Source organism: Parabacteroides chinchillae, assembly GCF_900108035.1.
Taxonomy (GTDB): domain Bacteria; phylum Bacteroidota; class Bacteroidia; order Bacteroidales; family Tannerellaceae; genus Parabacteroides; species Parabacteroides chinchillae.
Map to the genome: position 1 here is coordinate 42581 of NZ_FNVS01000020.1, position 17100 is coordinate 59680.

At 39.7% G+C, this 17100-nt stretch carries 12 protein-coding genes and 1 pseudogene; 10 read left to right on the forward strand and 3 right to left on the reverse strand.

Annotated elements, in window-relative coordinates; translation table 11 throughout:
• Positions 1 to 80 precede the first annotated feature (80 nt).
• Together C4S38_RS13955 and glyA are read right to left on the reverse strand one after the other, a co-directional pair.
• Entirely contained in the window at positions 81 to 2429 is a 2349-nt protein-coding gene (locus tag C4S38_RS13955) for a family 20 glycosylhydrolase (protein ID WP_103984201.1), read from the reverse strand.
• Between the two features lie 113 nt (positions 2430 to 2542).
• A complete protein-coding gene (gene glyA / locus C4S38_RS13960; protein ID WP_103984202.1) occupies positions 2543 to 3823 on the reverse strand; it encodes a serine hydroxymethyltransferase in 1281 nt (426 codons plus the stop codon).
• Between the two features lie 295 nt (positions 3824 to 4118).
• Here glyA and cysQ point away from each other — a divergent pair, with 295 nt between their 5' ends.
• From cysQ to dapA, 10 genes and pseudogenes are all read left to right on the forward strand, one after another.
• Positions 4119 to 4922: a 3'(2'),5'-bisphosphate nucleotidase CysQ gene (cysQ, locus tag C4S38_RS13965; protein ID WP_103984203.1), complete on the forward strand. Its 804-nt coding sequence runs from the start codon at positions 4119 to 4121 to the stop codon at positions 4920 to 4922.
• A gap of 134 nt (positions 4923 to 5056) precedes the next feature.
• Positions 5057 to 6610 carry an SLC13 family permease gene (locus tag C4S38_RS13970; protein WP_103984204.1) on the forward strand — a complete coding sequence of 518 codons (1554 nt, stop codon included), beginning with the start codon at positions 5057 to 5059 and terminating at the stop codon, positions 6608 to 6610.
• A gap of 18 nt (positions 6611 to 6628) precedes the next feature.
• Complete coding sequence (gene cysC, locus C4S38_RS13975; RefSeq protein WP_103984215.1) at positions 6629 to 7240, forward strand: adenylyl-sulfate kinase; 612 nt, start codon at positions 6629 to 6631, stop codon at positions 7238 to 7240.
• Between the two features lie 29 nt (positions 7241 to 7269).
• Complete coding sequence (gene cysD, locus C4S38_RS13980) at positions 7270 to 8178, forward strand: sulfate adenylyltransferase subunit CysD (RefSeq protein ID WP_099465329.1); 909 nt, start codon at positions 7270 to 7272, stop codon at positions 8176 to 8178.
• A gap of 20 nt (positions 8179 to 8198) precedes the next feature.
• A pseudogene (cysN, locus tag C4S38_RS13985) lies at positions 8199 to 9632 on the forward strand (sulfate adenylyltransferase subunit CysN); the annotation flags it as partial.
• 9 nt (positions 9633 to 9641) lie between these two features.
• Entirely contained in the window at positions 9642 to 10745 is a 1104-nt protein-coding gene (locus tag C4S38_RS13990) for a sulfotransferase family protein (RefSeq protein ID WP_099465327.1), read from the forward strand.
• A 30-nt stretch (positions 10746 to 10775) separates the two neighbouring features.
• On the forward strand, positions 10776 to 11729 hold the full coding sequence (locus tag C4S38_RS13995; protein WP_103984206.1) for a PCMD domain-containing protein: 954 nt from the start codon (positions 10776 to 10778) through the stop codon (positions 11727 to 11729).
• An 80-nt stretch (positions 11730 to 11809) separates the two neighbouring features.
• Positions 11810 to 13813: an NAD-dependent DNA ligase LigA gene (gene ligA / locus C4S38_RS14000; RefSeq protein WP_103984207.1), complete on the forward strand. Its 2004-nt coding sequence runs from the start codon at positions 11810 to 11812 to the stop codon at positions 13811 to 13813.
• Complete coding sequence (locus C4S38_RS14005) at positions 13810 to 14328, forward strand: DUF6913 domain-containing protein (RefSeq protein WP_103984208.1); 519 nt, start codon at positions 13810 to 13812, stop codon at positions 14326 to 14328. Before ligA ends, C4S38_RS14005 begins: the two co-directional genes overlap by 4 nt.
• Before the next feature lie 51 nt (positions 14329 to 14379).
• The gene (gene dapA / locus C4S38_RS14010; protein WP_103984209.1) at positions 14380 to 15273 is read left to right on the forward strand and encodes a 4-hydroxy-tetrahydrodipicolinate synthase; all 894 of its coding nucleotides are present in this window, start codon (positions 14380 to 14382) and stop codon (positions 15271 to 15273) included.
• Positions 15274 to 15621: 348 nt separating this feature from the next.
• On the opposite strand, the gene C4S38_RS14015 is transcribed toward dapA, so the two are convergent.
• Positions 15622 to 17100: DUF1566 domain-containing protein (locus tag C4S38_RS14015; RefSeq protein ID WP_146059492.1), on the reverse strand; the 1479-nt coding region annotated here is incomplete at its 5' end.

A 17100-nucleotide genomic window follows, 5' to 3' on the forward strand; every position in this document is an offset into this window, starting at 1 on the left:
ATAAGCTACAAGAGATTATAAAAAATCCTCCCGTATGTTTCATATAATACGGGAGGATTTCTATATAGCTGGAGTTTGTATTAATGCACTAGCATTTCAGGAGTAATAGGGGTAAATTCGCTAGCATCCGCCTTACGAAGCAAAATACTGCCATCATTCCAATTAGAAGGCCAACCACCGATAATGTGTCCTAAGAATACAACTTTAATTTCGTGTAAGCCTTTTGCCAATGCAACAGATGTGTCGTGGCGAGAGAAACGTTTTACTTCGCCCTGGTTGTTGATTAACAAATTATTGTCTATCCAAACTTCTTCGTTATTAGAAGAAACGTAGTACACGCCGTCTTCCGGAATATTTACATATCCTGTAGCAACAGCACCATATTGTTTTACACCACGCATGGATTCGTCTGTTTTTTCAACGCTGGTAAGTTCTCTCAGGCTTTTAATATTAGAAGTCTTCCAGTCCTTAGCGTCAGCTAATTGTGACGATTCCAGGAAATAACCGTATGTAACGTCCATTTTTAACCCTGGTGTAGTTTGTGCTATTTCTTTCGCCGGAGCTAATTCCTGTTTTTCTACAGTAATGACACGCGTCGGACTCATTTTACCGGAAGGTAAGACAGAACGGATTTTCAATACGCCTGATTCGGTAAACGAGATTGGTGTTTCGTATATTGTAGATTCGGGAGTCGGTTCGGAACCATCTGTTGTGTAAACAATTTTTATTGGACGGGTTGTCTTAAATTCCAATGTTGTCGAATCTGTAAATGCTACGAAATTACAAGAACCGTTTGGCTGTTCGGGCTGCGGAATATGGTAGTTGATATCATGCCCGTCCAGACGAACGTAGGCATTATCTATTCTGCGCTCAAAGTCTTTATAGTCTTTTCTATTCATTGGAGTCCACGCAATTTCAGCAAGAGCCATAATTCGCGGGTAAATACGGTATTCCATAAGATCTGTATTATACATATATTCCGACCAGACATTACATTGAACACCCTTGATGAATTTATCTTTACCTTGGGCTACCAATGTATCAGGTGTTGGATTGTAGCTATACACTTTGCTTAACGGATCGTAACCACCAATAGAAACCGGTTCTATCTTTGAATCTCCCTGGAATTGGTCGATATACATACCGTTGCTTCCCGGAGTCATTATTACTTCGTGATCCATGCTGGCTGCGTCAATGCCGCCTTCTTCTCCACGCCATGACATTACAGCTGCGGTAGGAGCTAAACCTCCCTGAAGGATTTCGTCCCATCCGATAATCTTTTTGCCATGTTTTGCCAATACTTTTTCCATTCTTTGAACAAAATAGCTTTGTAGTTTCTCTTCGGCCGAATGTTTTGCATCACCCTTTAAACCTTCTTCTTTAATACGTTTCTGGCAAAGAGGACAATTTTTCCAGCTGTCTTTGGGGCATTCATCGCCTCCGATATGGAAGTATTCACCAGGGAACAAAGGAACGACTTCAGAAATTACATTTTCCAAAAATTCGAATGTTTCTTCTTTTCCGGCACATAATACAACATCTTCGACCCCCCAGATGACACGCGGAGTAATTGATTCGCTTTTACAAGATAATTCCGGATATGCAGAAATGGCAGCCAGTTCGTGGCCTGGTATTTCAATTTCAGGAACTACTGTTATAAAGCGGTCTGCTGCATATTTAACGATGTCCTTGATTTCGTCTTGTGTATAGAATCCGCTGTATTCCGTACCTTCTCCGTCAATACGCTTAGAACCGATTTCTGTAAGTTTGGGGTATTTTTTGATCTCAATACGCCAGCCTTGGTCGTCTGTCAAATGCCAGTGCATGCGGTTTATTTTGAAAAGAGCCAATACATCCAACTGTTTCTTAATATTTTCTACAGGGATAAAATGACGGCACGGATCAAGCATAATTCCACGGTAGCCAAATCTAGGTTCATCCTTGATGGTAACGGCTGGAGCTGTCCATGCTATTCCTTTTACAACAGAAGGACTTTCTATTTCAGCCGGCAATAGTTGCATAAATGATTGCATACCATAGAATAAACCTTGCGGGGTTTTAGCTTTAATGTTGGTATTTTCTGTGGTTACATCTAAAGTATAACCTTCATCGTTAACGTCCAGGTTTTCATCTATAATTAAAGAAATACCATTAGAGACTTCTTTGTCACTTACGGCTACCTGATAACCGGTGGCAGTATTCATTTTGGCAGCAAAAAATGCTGCTACCGTTTTAGCTTCTGGCGTAGAAGCGTAAATCTGCGTGTTTTTGTTAAGCTTATAACTTCCTTCGTTTTGAACCAGACTTACCGGAGTCGGAATAATGTTGATTCCGTCGTTATATGGCATCTGTTTGGCTGGCTCTTCACCACAGGAAGCTAAAAGACATAATGCACTTGTTGCACAAATTGTTGCAATGAGCTTTTTCATGTGTTTTGAATGATTGTTGATGGATTGTTTATTTCTAAAATGGAGCGGGAAATGTCCGCTTTTTATCGGAAAGGGTAGGAGTCATTTCCTACCCTCTATGTTGTCGGATATGATTACCATGCAAAAATAGGATACTCTTTCATGATACTGTTAACCTTTTCGCGGACAGATGTGATAGTTTTGTCGCATTCGGGAGCGGAAAGTACAGTATCCATCAGTTCTACGATTTCAGCCATTAACGGTTCTTTTGCACCACGGGTTGTGATTGCCGGTGTGCCAACGCGGATACCTGAGGTCTGGAAAGGAGAACGGCTGTCGAAAGGAACCATATTCTTGTTGACTGTAATATCTGCAGCAACTAAAGCTTTTTCTGCTACTTTCCCGGTTAGATCAGGGAATTTTGTACGCAGGTCAATCAACATACTGTGGTTGTCTGTGCCACCGGATATAATTTTATAACCTTTGTCGGTAAAAGCTTTAGCCATTGCTGCTGCATTCAGTTTAACCTGAGTTTGATATGTCTTATATTCCGGTTCGAGAGCTTCGCCGAATGCTACTGCTTTTGCTGCAATAACGTGTTCTAGCGGACCTCCTTGTATTCCGGGGAATACAGCTGAATCTAATAGTTGAGACATCATTTTGGTTTCACCTTTTGGTGTTTTCTTACCCCAAGGATTCTCAAAGTCTTTACCTAGCAGGATAATGCCGCCGCGTGGTCCACGAAGAGTCTTATGTGTTGTTGAAGTTACAATATGTGCATATTCCAGCGGGTTGTTCAACAAGCCTGCTGCAATCAGACCTGCAGGGTGTGCCATGTCGATCATTAATAAAGCACCGACTTTATCGGCAATTTCGCGCATACGTTTGTAGTCCCAGTCACGAGAGTAGGCCGAACCGCCACCGACGATCAATTTGGGCTTTTCGCGTAATGCAACTTCTTCCATCTGGTCGTAGTCTACACGTCCGGTATCTTCTTTTACATTATATTCTGTAGCGTGGTATAATACACCTGAACTATTTACGGGAGAACCGTGAGAAAGGTGGCCTCCGTGTGCTAAATTTAATCCTAAAAATGTATCTCCTGGATTTAATACTGCAAAAAATACGGCAGCATTGGCTTGTGCTCCGGAATGAGGTTGTACATTTGCCCATTCTGCATTGAAGATCTTTTTTAATCTTTCAATGGCGATTGTTTCGCTTTGGTCAACTACTTCACATCCTCCATAATAACGCTTGCCAGGATAACCTTCTGCATATTTGTTGGTTAAGCAGCTTCCCATGGCTTCCATAACCTGGTTGCTTACAAAGTTTTCGGAAGCGATCAACTCAATGCCTTTTAATTGACGTTGATGTTCCTTTTCAATGATGTCGAAAATGATTTTGTCTCTTTCCATTACCTGTAAAATTGGTTTGTTGTAATGAATCCTCTTTTGTTTGCATATAGTGAGGATCGATGCAAATTTACGATAAAAAATTATATACAAGACTAAATTGTTTCAAAATTATGTAAGGTAACTGTTTGGATCATCGTGATGATTTTTTGAAATGATCCCGATGATTTTTATAAAAGATCGTGATGTTTTTTTTATACTTTACCGGCCTTTATAGTCTTGAATATAATCCGCCGGCCTTTTTTATTCTCATAAAAAGTTTTACATTTGTGCATTAACAACCTAAAGAATACAAGTGATGATGAACTATTCCAATTATTTATATATCGCTATACGTGCAGCTTTGGATGCCGGAAAATCTATAATGGATATATATACTGATCCGAAATCTGATTTTGGGATTGAACGAAAGGCGGATAATTCGCCTCTTACTATTGCAGATAAAGCGGCTCACCGTTTAATTTCGAATGCGTTATCAGTAACGCCATTTCCTGTTTTAAGTGAGGAGGGTGCTGAAATATCTTATGAGGAACGTTCCAAGTGGGATATTTTTTGGATTGTTGATCCTTTGGATGGAACGAAAGAATTCATTAAAAGGAACGGTGAATTTACAGTTAACATAGCTTTAGTCTCAAAAGGCATACCTGTATTGGGTGTCATTTATGTGCCTGCACGAAAAGAATTATATTTTGCTGCGGATGCAGCTTATAAATTAACAGATGTAGATAGCAGTAACCAACCCTCTATGGATGAACTGAAACAGAATGCAATTCGTTTACCTGTTTCTATTGGCCATCAAGGAGTAGTAGTTGTCGCCTCGCGTTCACATCAGTCTGAAGAAACGACTAATTATATTGAAAACCTTCGTAAACAAGGCAAGCCGGTTACTTTAATCAGTAGTGGAAGTAGTCTTAAAATCTGTCTGGTTGCTGAAGGTTCGGCAGATGTGTATCCTCGTTTTGCACCTACGATGGAGTGGGATACAGCAGCAGGGCATGCAATTGCTATAGCTGCCGGTTGTAATATTTATTTACTGGATGAAAAGACTCCTATACATTATAATAAAGAAGATTTGCATAACCCATGGTTCATTGTGAAATGATTTGTGCCAAATATAGAATCTTTTGGTTCGAATAATGTATAAAAGACAAAATAGTATTTAATGTGTGAAAAACAACTGATATTCTTATTACCTTTGTGCCTTACCTGAAAATATTTTAGACAGAAATAGGTGGCATGGACTTTGAAATAATATTTGTATTGCTGGCTTTGGTTGGCATGATTGCAGCTCTTGTGTGGGATTGTATGCGTCCCGGCATGGTTTTGTTGACAGTTGTTGTGCTGTTTTTATGTGTCGGAATATTGACTCCGAAAGAGATGCTGGAAGGATTCAGTAATAAGGGGATGATAACGGTTGCTATGCTATTTTTGGTCAGCGAAGGTATTCGCCAAAGCGGTGCATTGGGGCAACTGATAAAAAAACTGCTTCCACAAAGGAAGACAACTGTTTTCAAAGCCCAGTTACGTATGCTGCCTCCGATTGCTTTTATTTCGGCTTTTCTAAATAATACTCCTGTTGTTGTTATTTTTGCTCCAATTATTAAACGTTGGGCAGAGAGTGTTAAACTGCCGGCAACAAAATTCCTGATCCCTTTGTCTTATGTTACTATTCTGGGAGGTATTTGTACTTTGATCGGAACATCTACAAACCTGGTGGTGCATGGTATGATTTTAGAAGCCGGTTATCAGGGCTTTACTATGTTTGAATTGGGTCGTGTAGGTATCTTTATTGCAATAGCAGGAATCATTTATTTATTTATTTTTTCGAATAAATTGCTTCCTGACGAACGTAAGGATACGTTGATAGATGATGGTGAGGAAGAAAATCAGGGGAATTTGCATAAAGTCGAAGCCGTTTTGGGCTCACGGTTTCCCGGTATAAATAAAACATTGGGCGAATTTAATTTTACAAGGCATTATGGCGCTATTGTAAAAGAAGTGAAAAGCGGAGGAGAGCGATTTACCAATAATCTTGAAAAAGTTGTACTTCATGAGGGCGATACGTTAGTTCTCTGGGCTGATGATTCTTTCATTCCGACATGGGGTGAGTCTAGTGTCTTTTTAATGTTGGCTAATGGCAGTGACGAGACAGAATCTGTTTCCAGGGGTAAACGCTGGCTGGCTTTAGGATTATTGATCTTTATGATTTTGGGTGCTACTATCGGTGAATTACCGTCTGTAAAAGAATTGATACCCGGCATGAACCTGGATATGTTTTTCTTTGTTTGTATTACTACGATTATTATGGCGTGGACAAAAATATTCCCTCCTAAAAAATACACAAAGTATATATCTTGGGATATATTGATAACAATAGCTTGTGCATTTGCAATCAGTAAAGCTATGGAAAATTCGGGCTTTGCCGCAATGATTGCCAGTCATATTATTAGTATGGCGGATAATTTAGGACCTTATGCATTACTTGCGATCTTATTTGTTATTACGAATATATTTACAGAGCTTATAACAAATAATGCTGCAGCTGCATTGAGCTTCCCTATTGCTCTCTCTGTAGCATTGCAGTTAGAAGTAGATCCGACACCGTTTTTTGTTGTGATATGTATGGCTGCATCAGCTAGCTTTAGTACGCCGATAGGTTATCAGACGAACCTGATCGTACAAGGTGTAGGTGGTTATAAATTTACTGATTTCGTAAAGATTGGGTTACCGCTTAACCTGATTACTTTCTTAATTTCAATATTTGTAATACCAATGATTTGGAAATTTTAAATACCTCTGAATAGAATGATGAAAGAAACGCACTCTACAAATATTTATCCAATTTTTGACCGGATGTTGGGTAGAGAAGATAAAGAGGCTTTGTTAAAGCAGCATAGTGTGATGATTTGGTTTACAGGACTGAGTGGTTCCGGTAAAAGTACAATAGCTATAGCTTTGGAACGTGAACTGAATAAAAGAAAGTTACTATGCCGTATTTTGGACGGTGATAATATCCGGAGTGGCATCAATAATAATTTAGGCTTTTCTGCAGAAGACAGGATAGAGAATATACGTCGTATAGCCGAGGTTAGTAAGTTGTTTATTGATACGGGAATTATTACGATTGCTGCTTTTATAAGCCCTAATAATGAAATGCGGGAAATGGCATCTTCTATTATTGGGAAAGATAATTTTTTGGAAATATATGTTAGCACTCCGTTGGAAGAGTGTGAAAGACGTGATGTAAAAGGGCTATACGCAAAAGCCAGAAAGGGTGAGATAAAAGATTTTACAGGTATATCTGCACCTTTTGAGGCTCCGTCATGTCCTGCTTTGTCTTTAGATACTTCTAAATTGAGTGTGGAAGAATCGGTAAATCTTTTGTTGGAATTGATATTACCAAGAGTTCAGAATAATTAAAACTGTCATTTAAAATAAAATATAATCGTATGTCGGAATATAAATTAAGTCATTTACAGGAGTTGGAGGCGGAGGCTATTCATATTATCCGCGAAGTAGCAGCTGAATTTGAAAATCCTGTTATGCTTTATTCTATCGGAAAAGATTCATCTGTAATGGTGAGATTGGCAGAAAAAGCTTTTGCTCCGGGAAAAGTTCCGTTCCCGTTAATGCACATAGATTCGAAATGGAAGTTTAAGGAGATGATCCAATTCCGGGATGAATATGCAAAAAAGTTTGGTTGGAATTTGATCGTTGAATCCAATATGGAAGCTTTTCATGCTGGCGTAGGTCCTTTTTCCCATGGGAGTAAAGTACATACCGATTTGATGAAAACACAAGCTTTGCTTCGAGGCTTGGATAAATATAAATTTGATGCTGCTTTTGGTGGTGCCCGACGTGATGAAGAAAAAAGCCGTGCCAAGGAACGTATCTTTTCTTTCCGCGATAAATTCCATCAGTGGGACCCTAAGAACCAGCGTCCGGAGTTATGGGATATTTATAATGCACGCGTCCATAAAGGAGAAAGCATCCGTGTTTTCCCGCTTTCAAATTGGACGGAATTGGATATCTGGCAATATATCCGTTTGGAAAATATTCCGATAGTTCCGTTATATTATGCAAAAGAGCGTCCTTGTGTTGAAATAGATGGGAACTTGATAATGGCAGACGATGAACGGTTACCGGAGCAGTATCGCAGCCAGATAAAGATGCGTATGGTACGTTTTCGTACATTGGGCTGTTGGCCTTTGACCGGAGCTGTTGAAAGTGAAGCAGATACAATCGAGAAGATCGTAGAAGAGATGATGACTACAACAAAGAGCGAACGTACGACTCGTGTGATAGATTTTGACCAGGATGCTAGTATGGAGCAGAAAAAACGGGAAGGTTATTTCTAAATTATCAATTCGCTAAGAAGAATATGACAACATTAAATATAAAGGAATTTTTAGATAAAGACGAACAGAAAGATTTGCTTCGTCTGCTGACAGCAGGTTCAGTTGATGACGGAAAGTCTACATTGATAGGCCGTTTGTTATTTGATAGTAAAAAACTATATGAAGACCAGCTGGATGCACTTGAACGTGATAGTAAGCGCATGGGTAATGCCGGTGAACATATAGACTATGCATTGCTTTTGGATGGTTTAAAAGCGGAACGTGAACAAGGCATTACTATTGATGTTGCTTATCGTTATTTTAGTACGAATAATAGAAAATTTATTATAGCTGACACTCCGGGGCATGAACAATACACCCGTAATATGATAACTGGCGGATCTACTGCTAATCTGGCTATTATTCTTGTAGATGCACGTACCGGCGTGATTACTCAAACGCGCCGCCATACTTACTTGGTTTCTTTATTGGGTATCAAGCATGTTGTTTTGGCCGTTAATAAAATGGACTTGGTAAACTTTGATAAGCAGGTCTTTGATACTATTGTTGCTGATTATAAACAGTTTGTAACCCCGTTAAATATACCGGATGTTACTTGTATTCCTTTATCAGCTTTGGATGGGGATAATGTAGTGGAAAAGAGTGTGCGTACTCCTTGGTATGAAGGGCCTTCTTTATTGGATTTCCTTGAAAATGTACCTATTGACAGAGATCGCAATTTTGAGGACTTCCGTTTTCCGGTACAGTATGTGTTACGTCCGAATCTCGATTTTCGTGGTTTCTGTGGAAAGGTTGCAAGTGGTATTGTTCATAAAGGAGATACGGTGATGGCACTGCCTTCCCGTAAAACTTCAAAAGTAAAAAGTATTGTGACTTATGACGGTGAGTTGGATTTTGCATTTCCTCCCCAATGTGTAACGATCACGCTGGAAGACGAGATAGATGTTTCTCGTGGAGAAATGCTTGTCCATCCGGATAATCTGCCACTCGAAGATCGTAATTTTGAAACTATGTTGGTATGGATGGATGAAGAACCTATGGACACGAATAAACAATTCTACATCAAACATACGACAAGTACAACTCGTGCACGTGTAGACAGCATTCGCTATAAAGTGAATGTGAATACAATGGAACAGTCATCTGTTGATCATTTGGAACTAAATGAAATCGGACGTGTTATTTTTACAACAGGCAAAGAATTATTTTTTGATTCATATCAGAAAAACAAGCAAACCGGAGCTTTTATTCTTATAGATCCGATTACAAATAATACTTCGGCCGTAGGAATGATTATAGACCGGGTAGATGCAAAAGATATGTTGACAGAAGATGCACTGGCTGTTTTGAATTTACAAGAGTTGGGCATCGGTAAAGAGCATTATGAAGCGATTGAAGTTGTTTGCAAGGAATTAATCCGTCAAGGTGTTCATGTTAAATGTGTTACAGATTAATATAAATATATGGGATTACTGGAGTTTGATAAACTGCCTATTAATACGTTGGTAGGAGCAGATTGGGATACTTTTAAAAAAGTAACGGATCGTCAGAGTATAGATAAGGAATATCAAAATAAATATTATCTGACAAAAGGTGTTTGCCGTTTACTGAGTTTATTAAACCCGATAGAGGAAAAGTACTATCGTAAATTGGCTGACAAGCCTTTGGAAGCTGATCCTCTTTTTATATTGGGGCATTGGCGTAGTGGAACAACCTTTGTTCATAATGTTTTGGCGTGTGATAAACATTTTGGTTATACTACGACTTATCAGACGGTATTTCCTCATTTGATGCTTTGGGGACAACCTTTCTTTAAAAAGAATATGTCATTTCTGATGCCGGATAAACGTCCGACCGATAATATGGAGTTAAAGGTTGATTTGCCTCAGGAAGAAGAGTTTGCCTTATCGAATATGTTGCCATACAGTTATTATAACTTTTGGTTTTTTCCGCAGCGCATGTTGGAGTACTGTGATCGTTATTTGACATTCGATGCAATAACGGAGCAGGAGCGGGAGGTATTTAAGAAAACATTCATGAAATTGGTAAAAATATCTTTATGGAATACTCAAGGTGCTCAGTTTTTAAGTAAAAATCCTCCGCATACGGGGCGCATTAAGACATTGTTGGAAATGTTTCCGAATGCAAAGTTTATATATCTGAAAAGAAATCCCTACACTGTATTTGAGAGTACGCGAAGTTTTTTTACTAATACTATCAAGCCTCTTAAATTACAGAATATTTCAAATGAAGAACTAGAGCATAATTTTGTGGAGGTTTATAAGCGCCTCTTTTACAAATATCAAGAGCAAAAACATTTGATACCAAAAGGCAACCTGGTTGAAATAAAGTTTGAAGATTTTGAAAAAGATGCTTTTGCTATGACGGAAGATATATATAACAAACTGAATCTATCTTCATTTAATGAATCGAAGCCTTATATTGAGAAATATCTTGATAAGAAAAAAGGATATAAGAAGAACCAGTATAAATACGAAGATAAGACGATTCGGGTTGTTGAAGAAAATTGGGGTATGGCTCTTAAAGAATGGGGGTATGATCTGTAAAACTGTTTTGTTGATTAAGAATAAAATAGAATGAATAAGTTAAGTAAGATACTGCTAAGCATAGTTGTTTCCGGTGGTTCGTTGTTTGCACAGGAAAAGGAGGTTCCTCTTTCCTATGGCGATATGAACCAATGGATAGTTCGTGAAATCCATGAATCCGGAATAATAGGAGGTAATACCAAATATCTTTATGAATTAGGTCCTACAGATACAATTAAAGGAAATATAGCATATCGTAACAAAGGAGGCTCTCCGTGGGCAACATCTAATGTAATGGCTAAAGTTGCAGGTGTTGTTAAGACAAATACATCTGTTTTTCCGGAACGTAGAGATGACGGTTGGTGTGCCCGGCTGGAAACTCGTATGGAAAGTGTAAAGGTTTTAGGTTTGGTTGATATAGAAGTTATTGCTGCCGGTTCTATCTTTTTGGGAGCGGTTCATGAGCCTATAAAAGGAACTAAAAACCCGCAAAGTATGTTAGGTGCTGGAATAGCATTCACTGGTAAGCCTAAAGCGCTTCGTTTTGATTATAAAACGAAGATGGTTCCGGAGGATTATCGTATACGCAGTACCGGTTTTAGCAGGCAGTCAAAACTTGCGGGCGCAGATTCTATTGAAGTTAATCTCTACTTGCAAAAGCGTTGGGAAGATAATGCCGGAAACGTATATGCAAAGCGGATTGGCACAATGGTACACCGGTTTACTACCTCTACAAACGGATGGGTAAATGCTGCAACTTTTCCTATTTTATATGGAGACATTACTTCACATCCCGAATATAAACCTTATATGAGGCTTCAAGCCGAAGAACGCTATACTTTAAATAGTAAAGGGAAAAGTGTTCCTGTAAAAGAAGTGGGGTGGGCTGAAGAAGGTGAGACGCCAACACATATAATCACGCAATTCGTCTCAAGTAACGGAGGTGCTTATATCGGTTCTCCGGGTAATACATTTTGGGTTGACAATGTGAAATTGATATATTAATTAATTGAAAATTGGAAATGGAAAGTTGGTAATTCAAGGTAGTGTTTGTAATTTTCCGTTCTCAATAACCATTTTCAATTATGAATGAAATAGAAGCAAAGATAAAGGCCCTGCGTGATGAGCTGGAGCAACACAATTATAATTATTATATACTTTCTTCTCCGGTGATATCAGACCAGGAGTTTGATGTGAAGATGAAAGCACTGCAAGCTCTTGAAAAAGCTTATCCTGAATACGCAGATCCTACCTCTCCTACGCAAAGGGTCGGTAGTGATTTGTCTAAAGAGTTTGAGCAGGTAGAGCATAAATATCCGATGCTTTCTTTAGGCAATACATATTCGGAAGAGGAAGTCCGTGATTTTTATGAACGTACGGAACGTCTCTTGAACGAACCTTTCGAAATCATTGCCGAATTAAAATATGACGGTACCTCAATTTCTCTTATATATGAAAATGGACGTTTAGCCCGGGCTGTTACTCGTGGGGATGGAACCCGTGGAGACGATGTTACGGCAAATGTAAAGACAATCCGTTCCATTCCTTTAAAATTAAGAGGGGATAATTACCCTGATGAGTTTGAAATCCGAGGAGAAATATTATTGCCCTGGTCCGAATTTGACCGGTTAAACAAGGAGCGTGAAGAACAAGAAGAGCCATTGTTTGCAAATCCCCGTAATGCGGCATCCGGCACATTGAAACAACAAAATTCCCGCATTGTAGCCTCTCGAAAGCTGGATGCTTATTTTTATTATTTATTGGGAGAAATGCTTCCTGCCGATGGTCATTATGAAAACTTGGAAGCTGCACGTTCGTGGGGCTTTAAAATACCTGATGTTATCTGTAAATGTAATAGCTTAGAGGATATATTTGATTATATATCTTACTGGAATGTTGAAAGGAAGAATCTTCCGGTGGCAACAGATGGTATTGTGTTAAAGGTTAATTCTCTCCGTCAACAAAAGAATTTAGGTTTTACGGCCAAAAGTCCCCGATGGGCTATTGCTTATAAGTTTCAGGCAGAACGTGCTGTTACCCGTTTAAATTCCGTTTCTTTTCAGGTAGGGCGTACCGGAGCTGTAACTCCGGTGGCTAATTTAGAGCCCGTGCAGTTGGCAGGAACAGTTGTTAAGCGTGCATCATTACATAATGCCGATATAATAGAAGGATTGGATTTGCATATAGGAGATAATGTCTACGTTGAAAAAGGGGGAGAAATTATACCTAAGATTGTAGGTGTTGATCTTGATTCCCGCTCTTTGCTTATAGGAGATAAAGTCAGGTTTGTCCGTACTTGTCCGGTTTGTGGAACCAAGTTGGTTCGCCCGGAAGGAGAAGCTGCACATTATTGTCCGAATGAAACGGGATGCCCGCCTCAGATTAAAGGACGGATAGAGCATTTTGTTACACGCAAAGCTATGAATATAAATATCGGCCCCGAAACGGTAGAAGATTTGTATAATGCTGGCTTAATTAAGAATTCTGCCGATTTATATACTTTACAAATACCCGATTTATTACTTTTAGAACGTTGGGCGGAGAAAAGCGCACGGAATTTAATGGAGAGCCTTCTCGAATCAAAGCAAGTTCCGTTTGGGCGTGTATTGTATGCATTAGGAATCCGTTATGTTGGTGAAACAATCGCTAAACGGTTAGCCAATGCATTTCATTCTATGGCGGAATTGGAAGAAGCATCATTTGAAAAACTGATAGAAGTAGATGTAATAGGCGAGCGTATTGCTAAAAGCGTAACAGATTATTTTGCTGACGAACAGAACAGGGAGTTGGTTAATCGTTTAAAAGAATATGGGCTGCAAATGACTGTTTCCGAAGAAATGATATCTGATCGTTCTGATAAATTACAAGGGTTGACGATTGTTATTAGCGGAACGTTTTCTAAACATTCCAGGGATGAATATAAAATGATGATCGAACGGCACGGAGGGAAGAATAGCGGTTCGGTCTCCGGCAAAACTGATTATATTCTTGCAGGAGAAAATATGGGTCCGGCTAAATTGGAAAAAGCTGAAAAGTTGGGTGTTAAAATAATTAATGAAGACGATTTCTTAAATATGCTAACTCAATGATTTTAACTAATTATTTTATAAAAAGGAAAGTTCGCTCGTTGGTAAATAAAGGTTCCAAACGTGATCATTGTTTCCGAGGGATGAAAGAAGCCCGTACGGTTTTGGTAATGTACGATGCCAAAGACCAGAATATCATTGAGCCTTGCCTGGAAACAATCCGGATGATGCATAAGCAAGTAAAAACCTTTGTTTATGGGACAGCGGAAACGGAGATAGATTCGGATTCAAGTGTTTCTTTATGTGCCAAAACTGATCTGGACTTTTGGGGATTTCCGAAGGAATCTGTATGCAATAAACTGAAAGCTATTAATGCAGATATATTGATAGACCTGTCCAAACCGTTTAATTATGTGTCGCAATACCTTATGTTATTGCATCCATGTGACTTTAAGGTCGGTATCAAAAGAAACGAACAAGATTTATATGATCTTTCTATTTCTGTGACAAGCAGAGATGATATCAAACATTTATTCGGACATATATTATTTTATTTGCAGACAATCCGTTCAAAGTGATATAATTTCTTTATTTTTGCAGTGCTAATAACAAAAAGGAATAATTTCCCCATGGCAGACATAAATTTAAGAGGAATGGGAGTCGCTTTGATTACTCCGTTCAAAGAAGATGAGAGTGTAGATTACGAGGCGTTAGGCAAGTTGGTAGATTACCAGGTGCAGAACGGTACGGATTATTTGGTTGTGCTGGGCACTACTGCAGAAACCCCTACACTTACGGAAGAAGAAAAAAAGAAAATTATCAATTTAGTGGTAACGAAGGTACGTAGCCGTATTCCTATTGTATTGGGGGTTGGTGGTAATTGTACCCGTTCTATAGTTGAAAAATTGAAGAATGATAATTTTGAAGGGATAGATGCCATTTTATCAGTTGTTCCTTATTATAATAAACCATCACAGGAAGGTATTTACCAACATTATAAAGCAATAGCCGAAGCAACAACACTTCCTGTCGTATTGTATAATGTTCCCGGAAGAACGGGGGTGAATATGACTGCAGAAACAACATTGCGTCTTGCCCGTGATTTTAAGAACGTAGTAGCTATAAAAGAAGCATCCGGCAACTTTACCCAGATGGACGATATTATTAAAAATAAGCCGGCCAACTTTAATGTGATTTCCGGAGATGACGGCGTTGCATTCCCTCTTATTACATTAGGTGCGATAGGTGTGATTTCTGTAATTGGAAATGCTTTCCCCAGGGAATTCAGCCGTATGGTACGTTTGGCTTTGGCAGGTGATTATAATAGTGCACGTACGATTCATCATAGCTTTACGGAGCTGTTCAGCTTACTGTTTGTGGATGGAAATCCGGCAGGAGCGAAAAGTATGTTGAATGCAATGGGATTTATTGAAAACAAACTACGCCTTCCATTGGTGCCGACTCGTATCGTTACATTCGAAAAGATACGTGACGTATTACGCCAGTTAAGTATTAAATGTTAGGAGTAATCCAAAGATACAAAGTTTTACTATTCTTTTCTTTTAAGTTTTCGGTTTGGCTTTAATTGTTATCTGCTAAAGCAGACGGCAATTAAAGCCAAACCGAAAACTTTTTTTATCTATGGATCAGATATCCCGGACACAGCCTAAAGAAGGTTCTCTTTGTTGGCTTTAGCCTAAGTTCGGTTGCCGTCTACTTTAGTGGACGGATTAAGGGAATATCTATCTTTAGTGGCTTTAGCCAAATTTCTTTCCGGTTGGGCTAAAGCCCTGGAAAGAGGATGGCTCTACTATCCGTCGGTTGAAACCGACGGCAATTGAAACCGGGCTAAAGCCATTTCTATCTACCAATCAGATATCCCGGACACAGCGAACATAGGCGTAGTAGCTCGTGTTTTCGTCACCGAAACCGCCATTGCTGACGTCCAGTATGCAGCGGAAATTGGCATCACCACTGGGGACCGAACTACTCCAGTAGAAAGAGCTGATGAACGCAGCGAAGCCGCTTGTTGCTTCCAATGCAGCCTTATTCTGATACATGGCAAACAACTCGATCTGAGTAGGAAGACGCCAACCACGACCGAGCTTAGTACATTCTGCCTTAGCTGCACCATTATTATATTGAGGTTGATAATTACCTGAAGGCTGAGTCTTAGACACCTCGATAGAATAAGGAGTACTTATAGTAGCGGTAGAAGATACACCCTTATAATCGGAACCGGTTGTGCCTGTAACTGTACCACCATCATAATTGAAAGGAGGATAACCTGTAAGGTTAGACAGTTTCGCCTTATAAGCATCGGCCAAGGCCTGGTTGATGGTGAGCTTATTTGGTGGCAAGTTATCCCGGACACAGCGGACATAGCCGGCGCTGCCGCTCGTGCCGTACCAACCGTAATTGCCACCGCTGAAGTCCAGTACGCAGCGTCTGTCGGCGTAGCCACCGCAGACCGAACTACTCCAGTAGACACTGCTGATGAACGCAGCGCAACCGGCGCTTTGGAGGGCTGAGCTATTATCATACATTCCCTTTAACTCTATAATTGTAGGAATACGCCAACCTGTACCTAATCCTTTACAATAACTAATAGCGGCAGCGTAATTGGATATAGTAGTACCACGCTCTGTTTTCTCAACCTCGAAAGAATAAGGCGTATTTACAGTAGTGGTAGAAGAAACGCCCATATAATCGGAACCCGTACCGGAAGAAGCGCCACTATCGTAATTGAAAGGTGGATAATTAGTTAAATCACTTCCTATCCAAGTTTTATATGTATTGGCCAACGGTTGATTAACCGATATCCACACAGAAGCGACGCTGTGCCATATCCGGGGATCGTCATTCTTGTAATATAGGTTGCCACTACTATTCGTTACATAGTTTCTAATAAATTCAAGTGAATTGTTTACGTTTACCGTCAGCGTGTAGTTTGTGTGTCGGCGTAGCGAGAAGTCGCTTACATCGCTGCTTTTGCCCATAAAGACGTCGAAGTGGCATGTGTAGGCATCGTCTGTTGCGAGGGTTTTGCTTCCTGTCAGCGTTACCCTCGCAGCATCGGGTGCTTTCAGCCTGTTTCTTTCGGTGGCGTTAGTGGCCGAGTAGCCGGATTGTACATTCTCTCCTACATACCAGGTTGCGGTGTTTGTGTTTAGGGAGGTGGAGTTTTCTATGCCAACAGGGTTAGTGTTGTTTCCTGTTCCGTCGTAGTTGTTTTTTGTTCCGAAGCACTTTTTTCCTGCGTTTACGAGTTGGATTCCTGTGCGCGGTATGGTTCCTCCGCCTTGTGAGCTATAGGGTATGGAGAAGGTTTGATTCACTACCGTCACTTT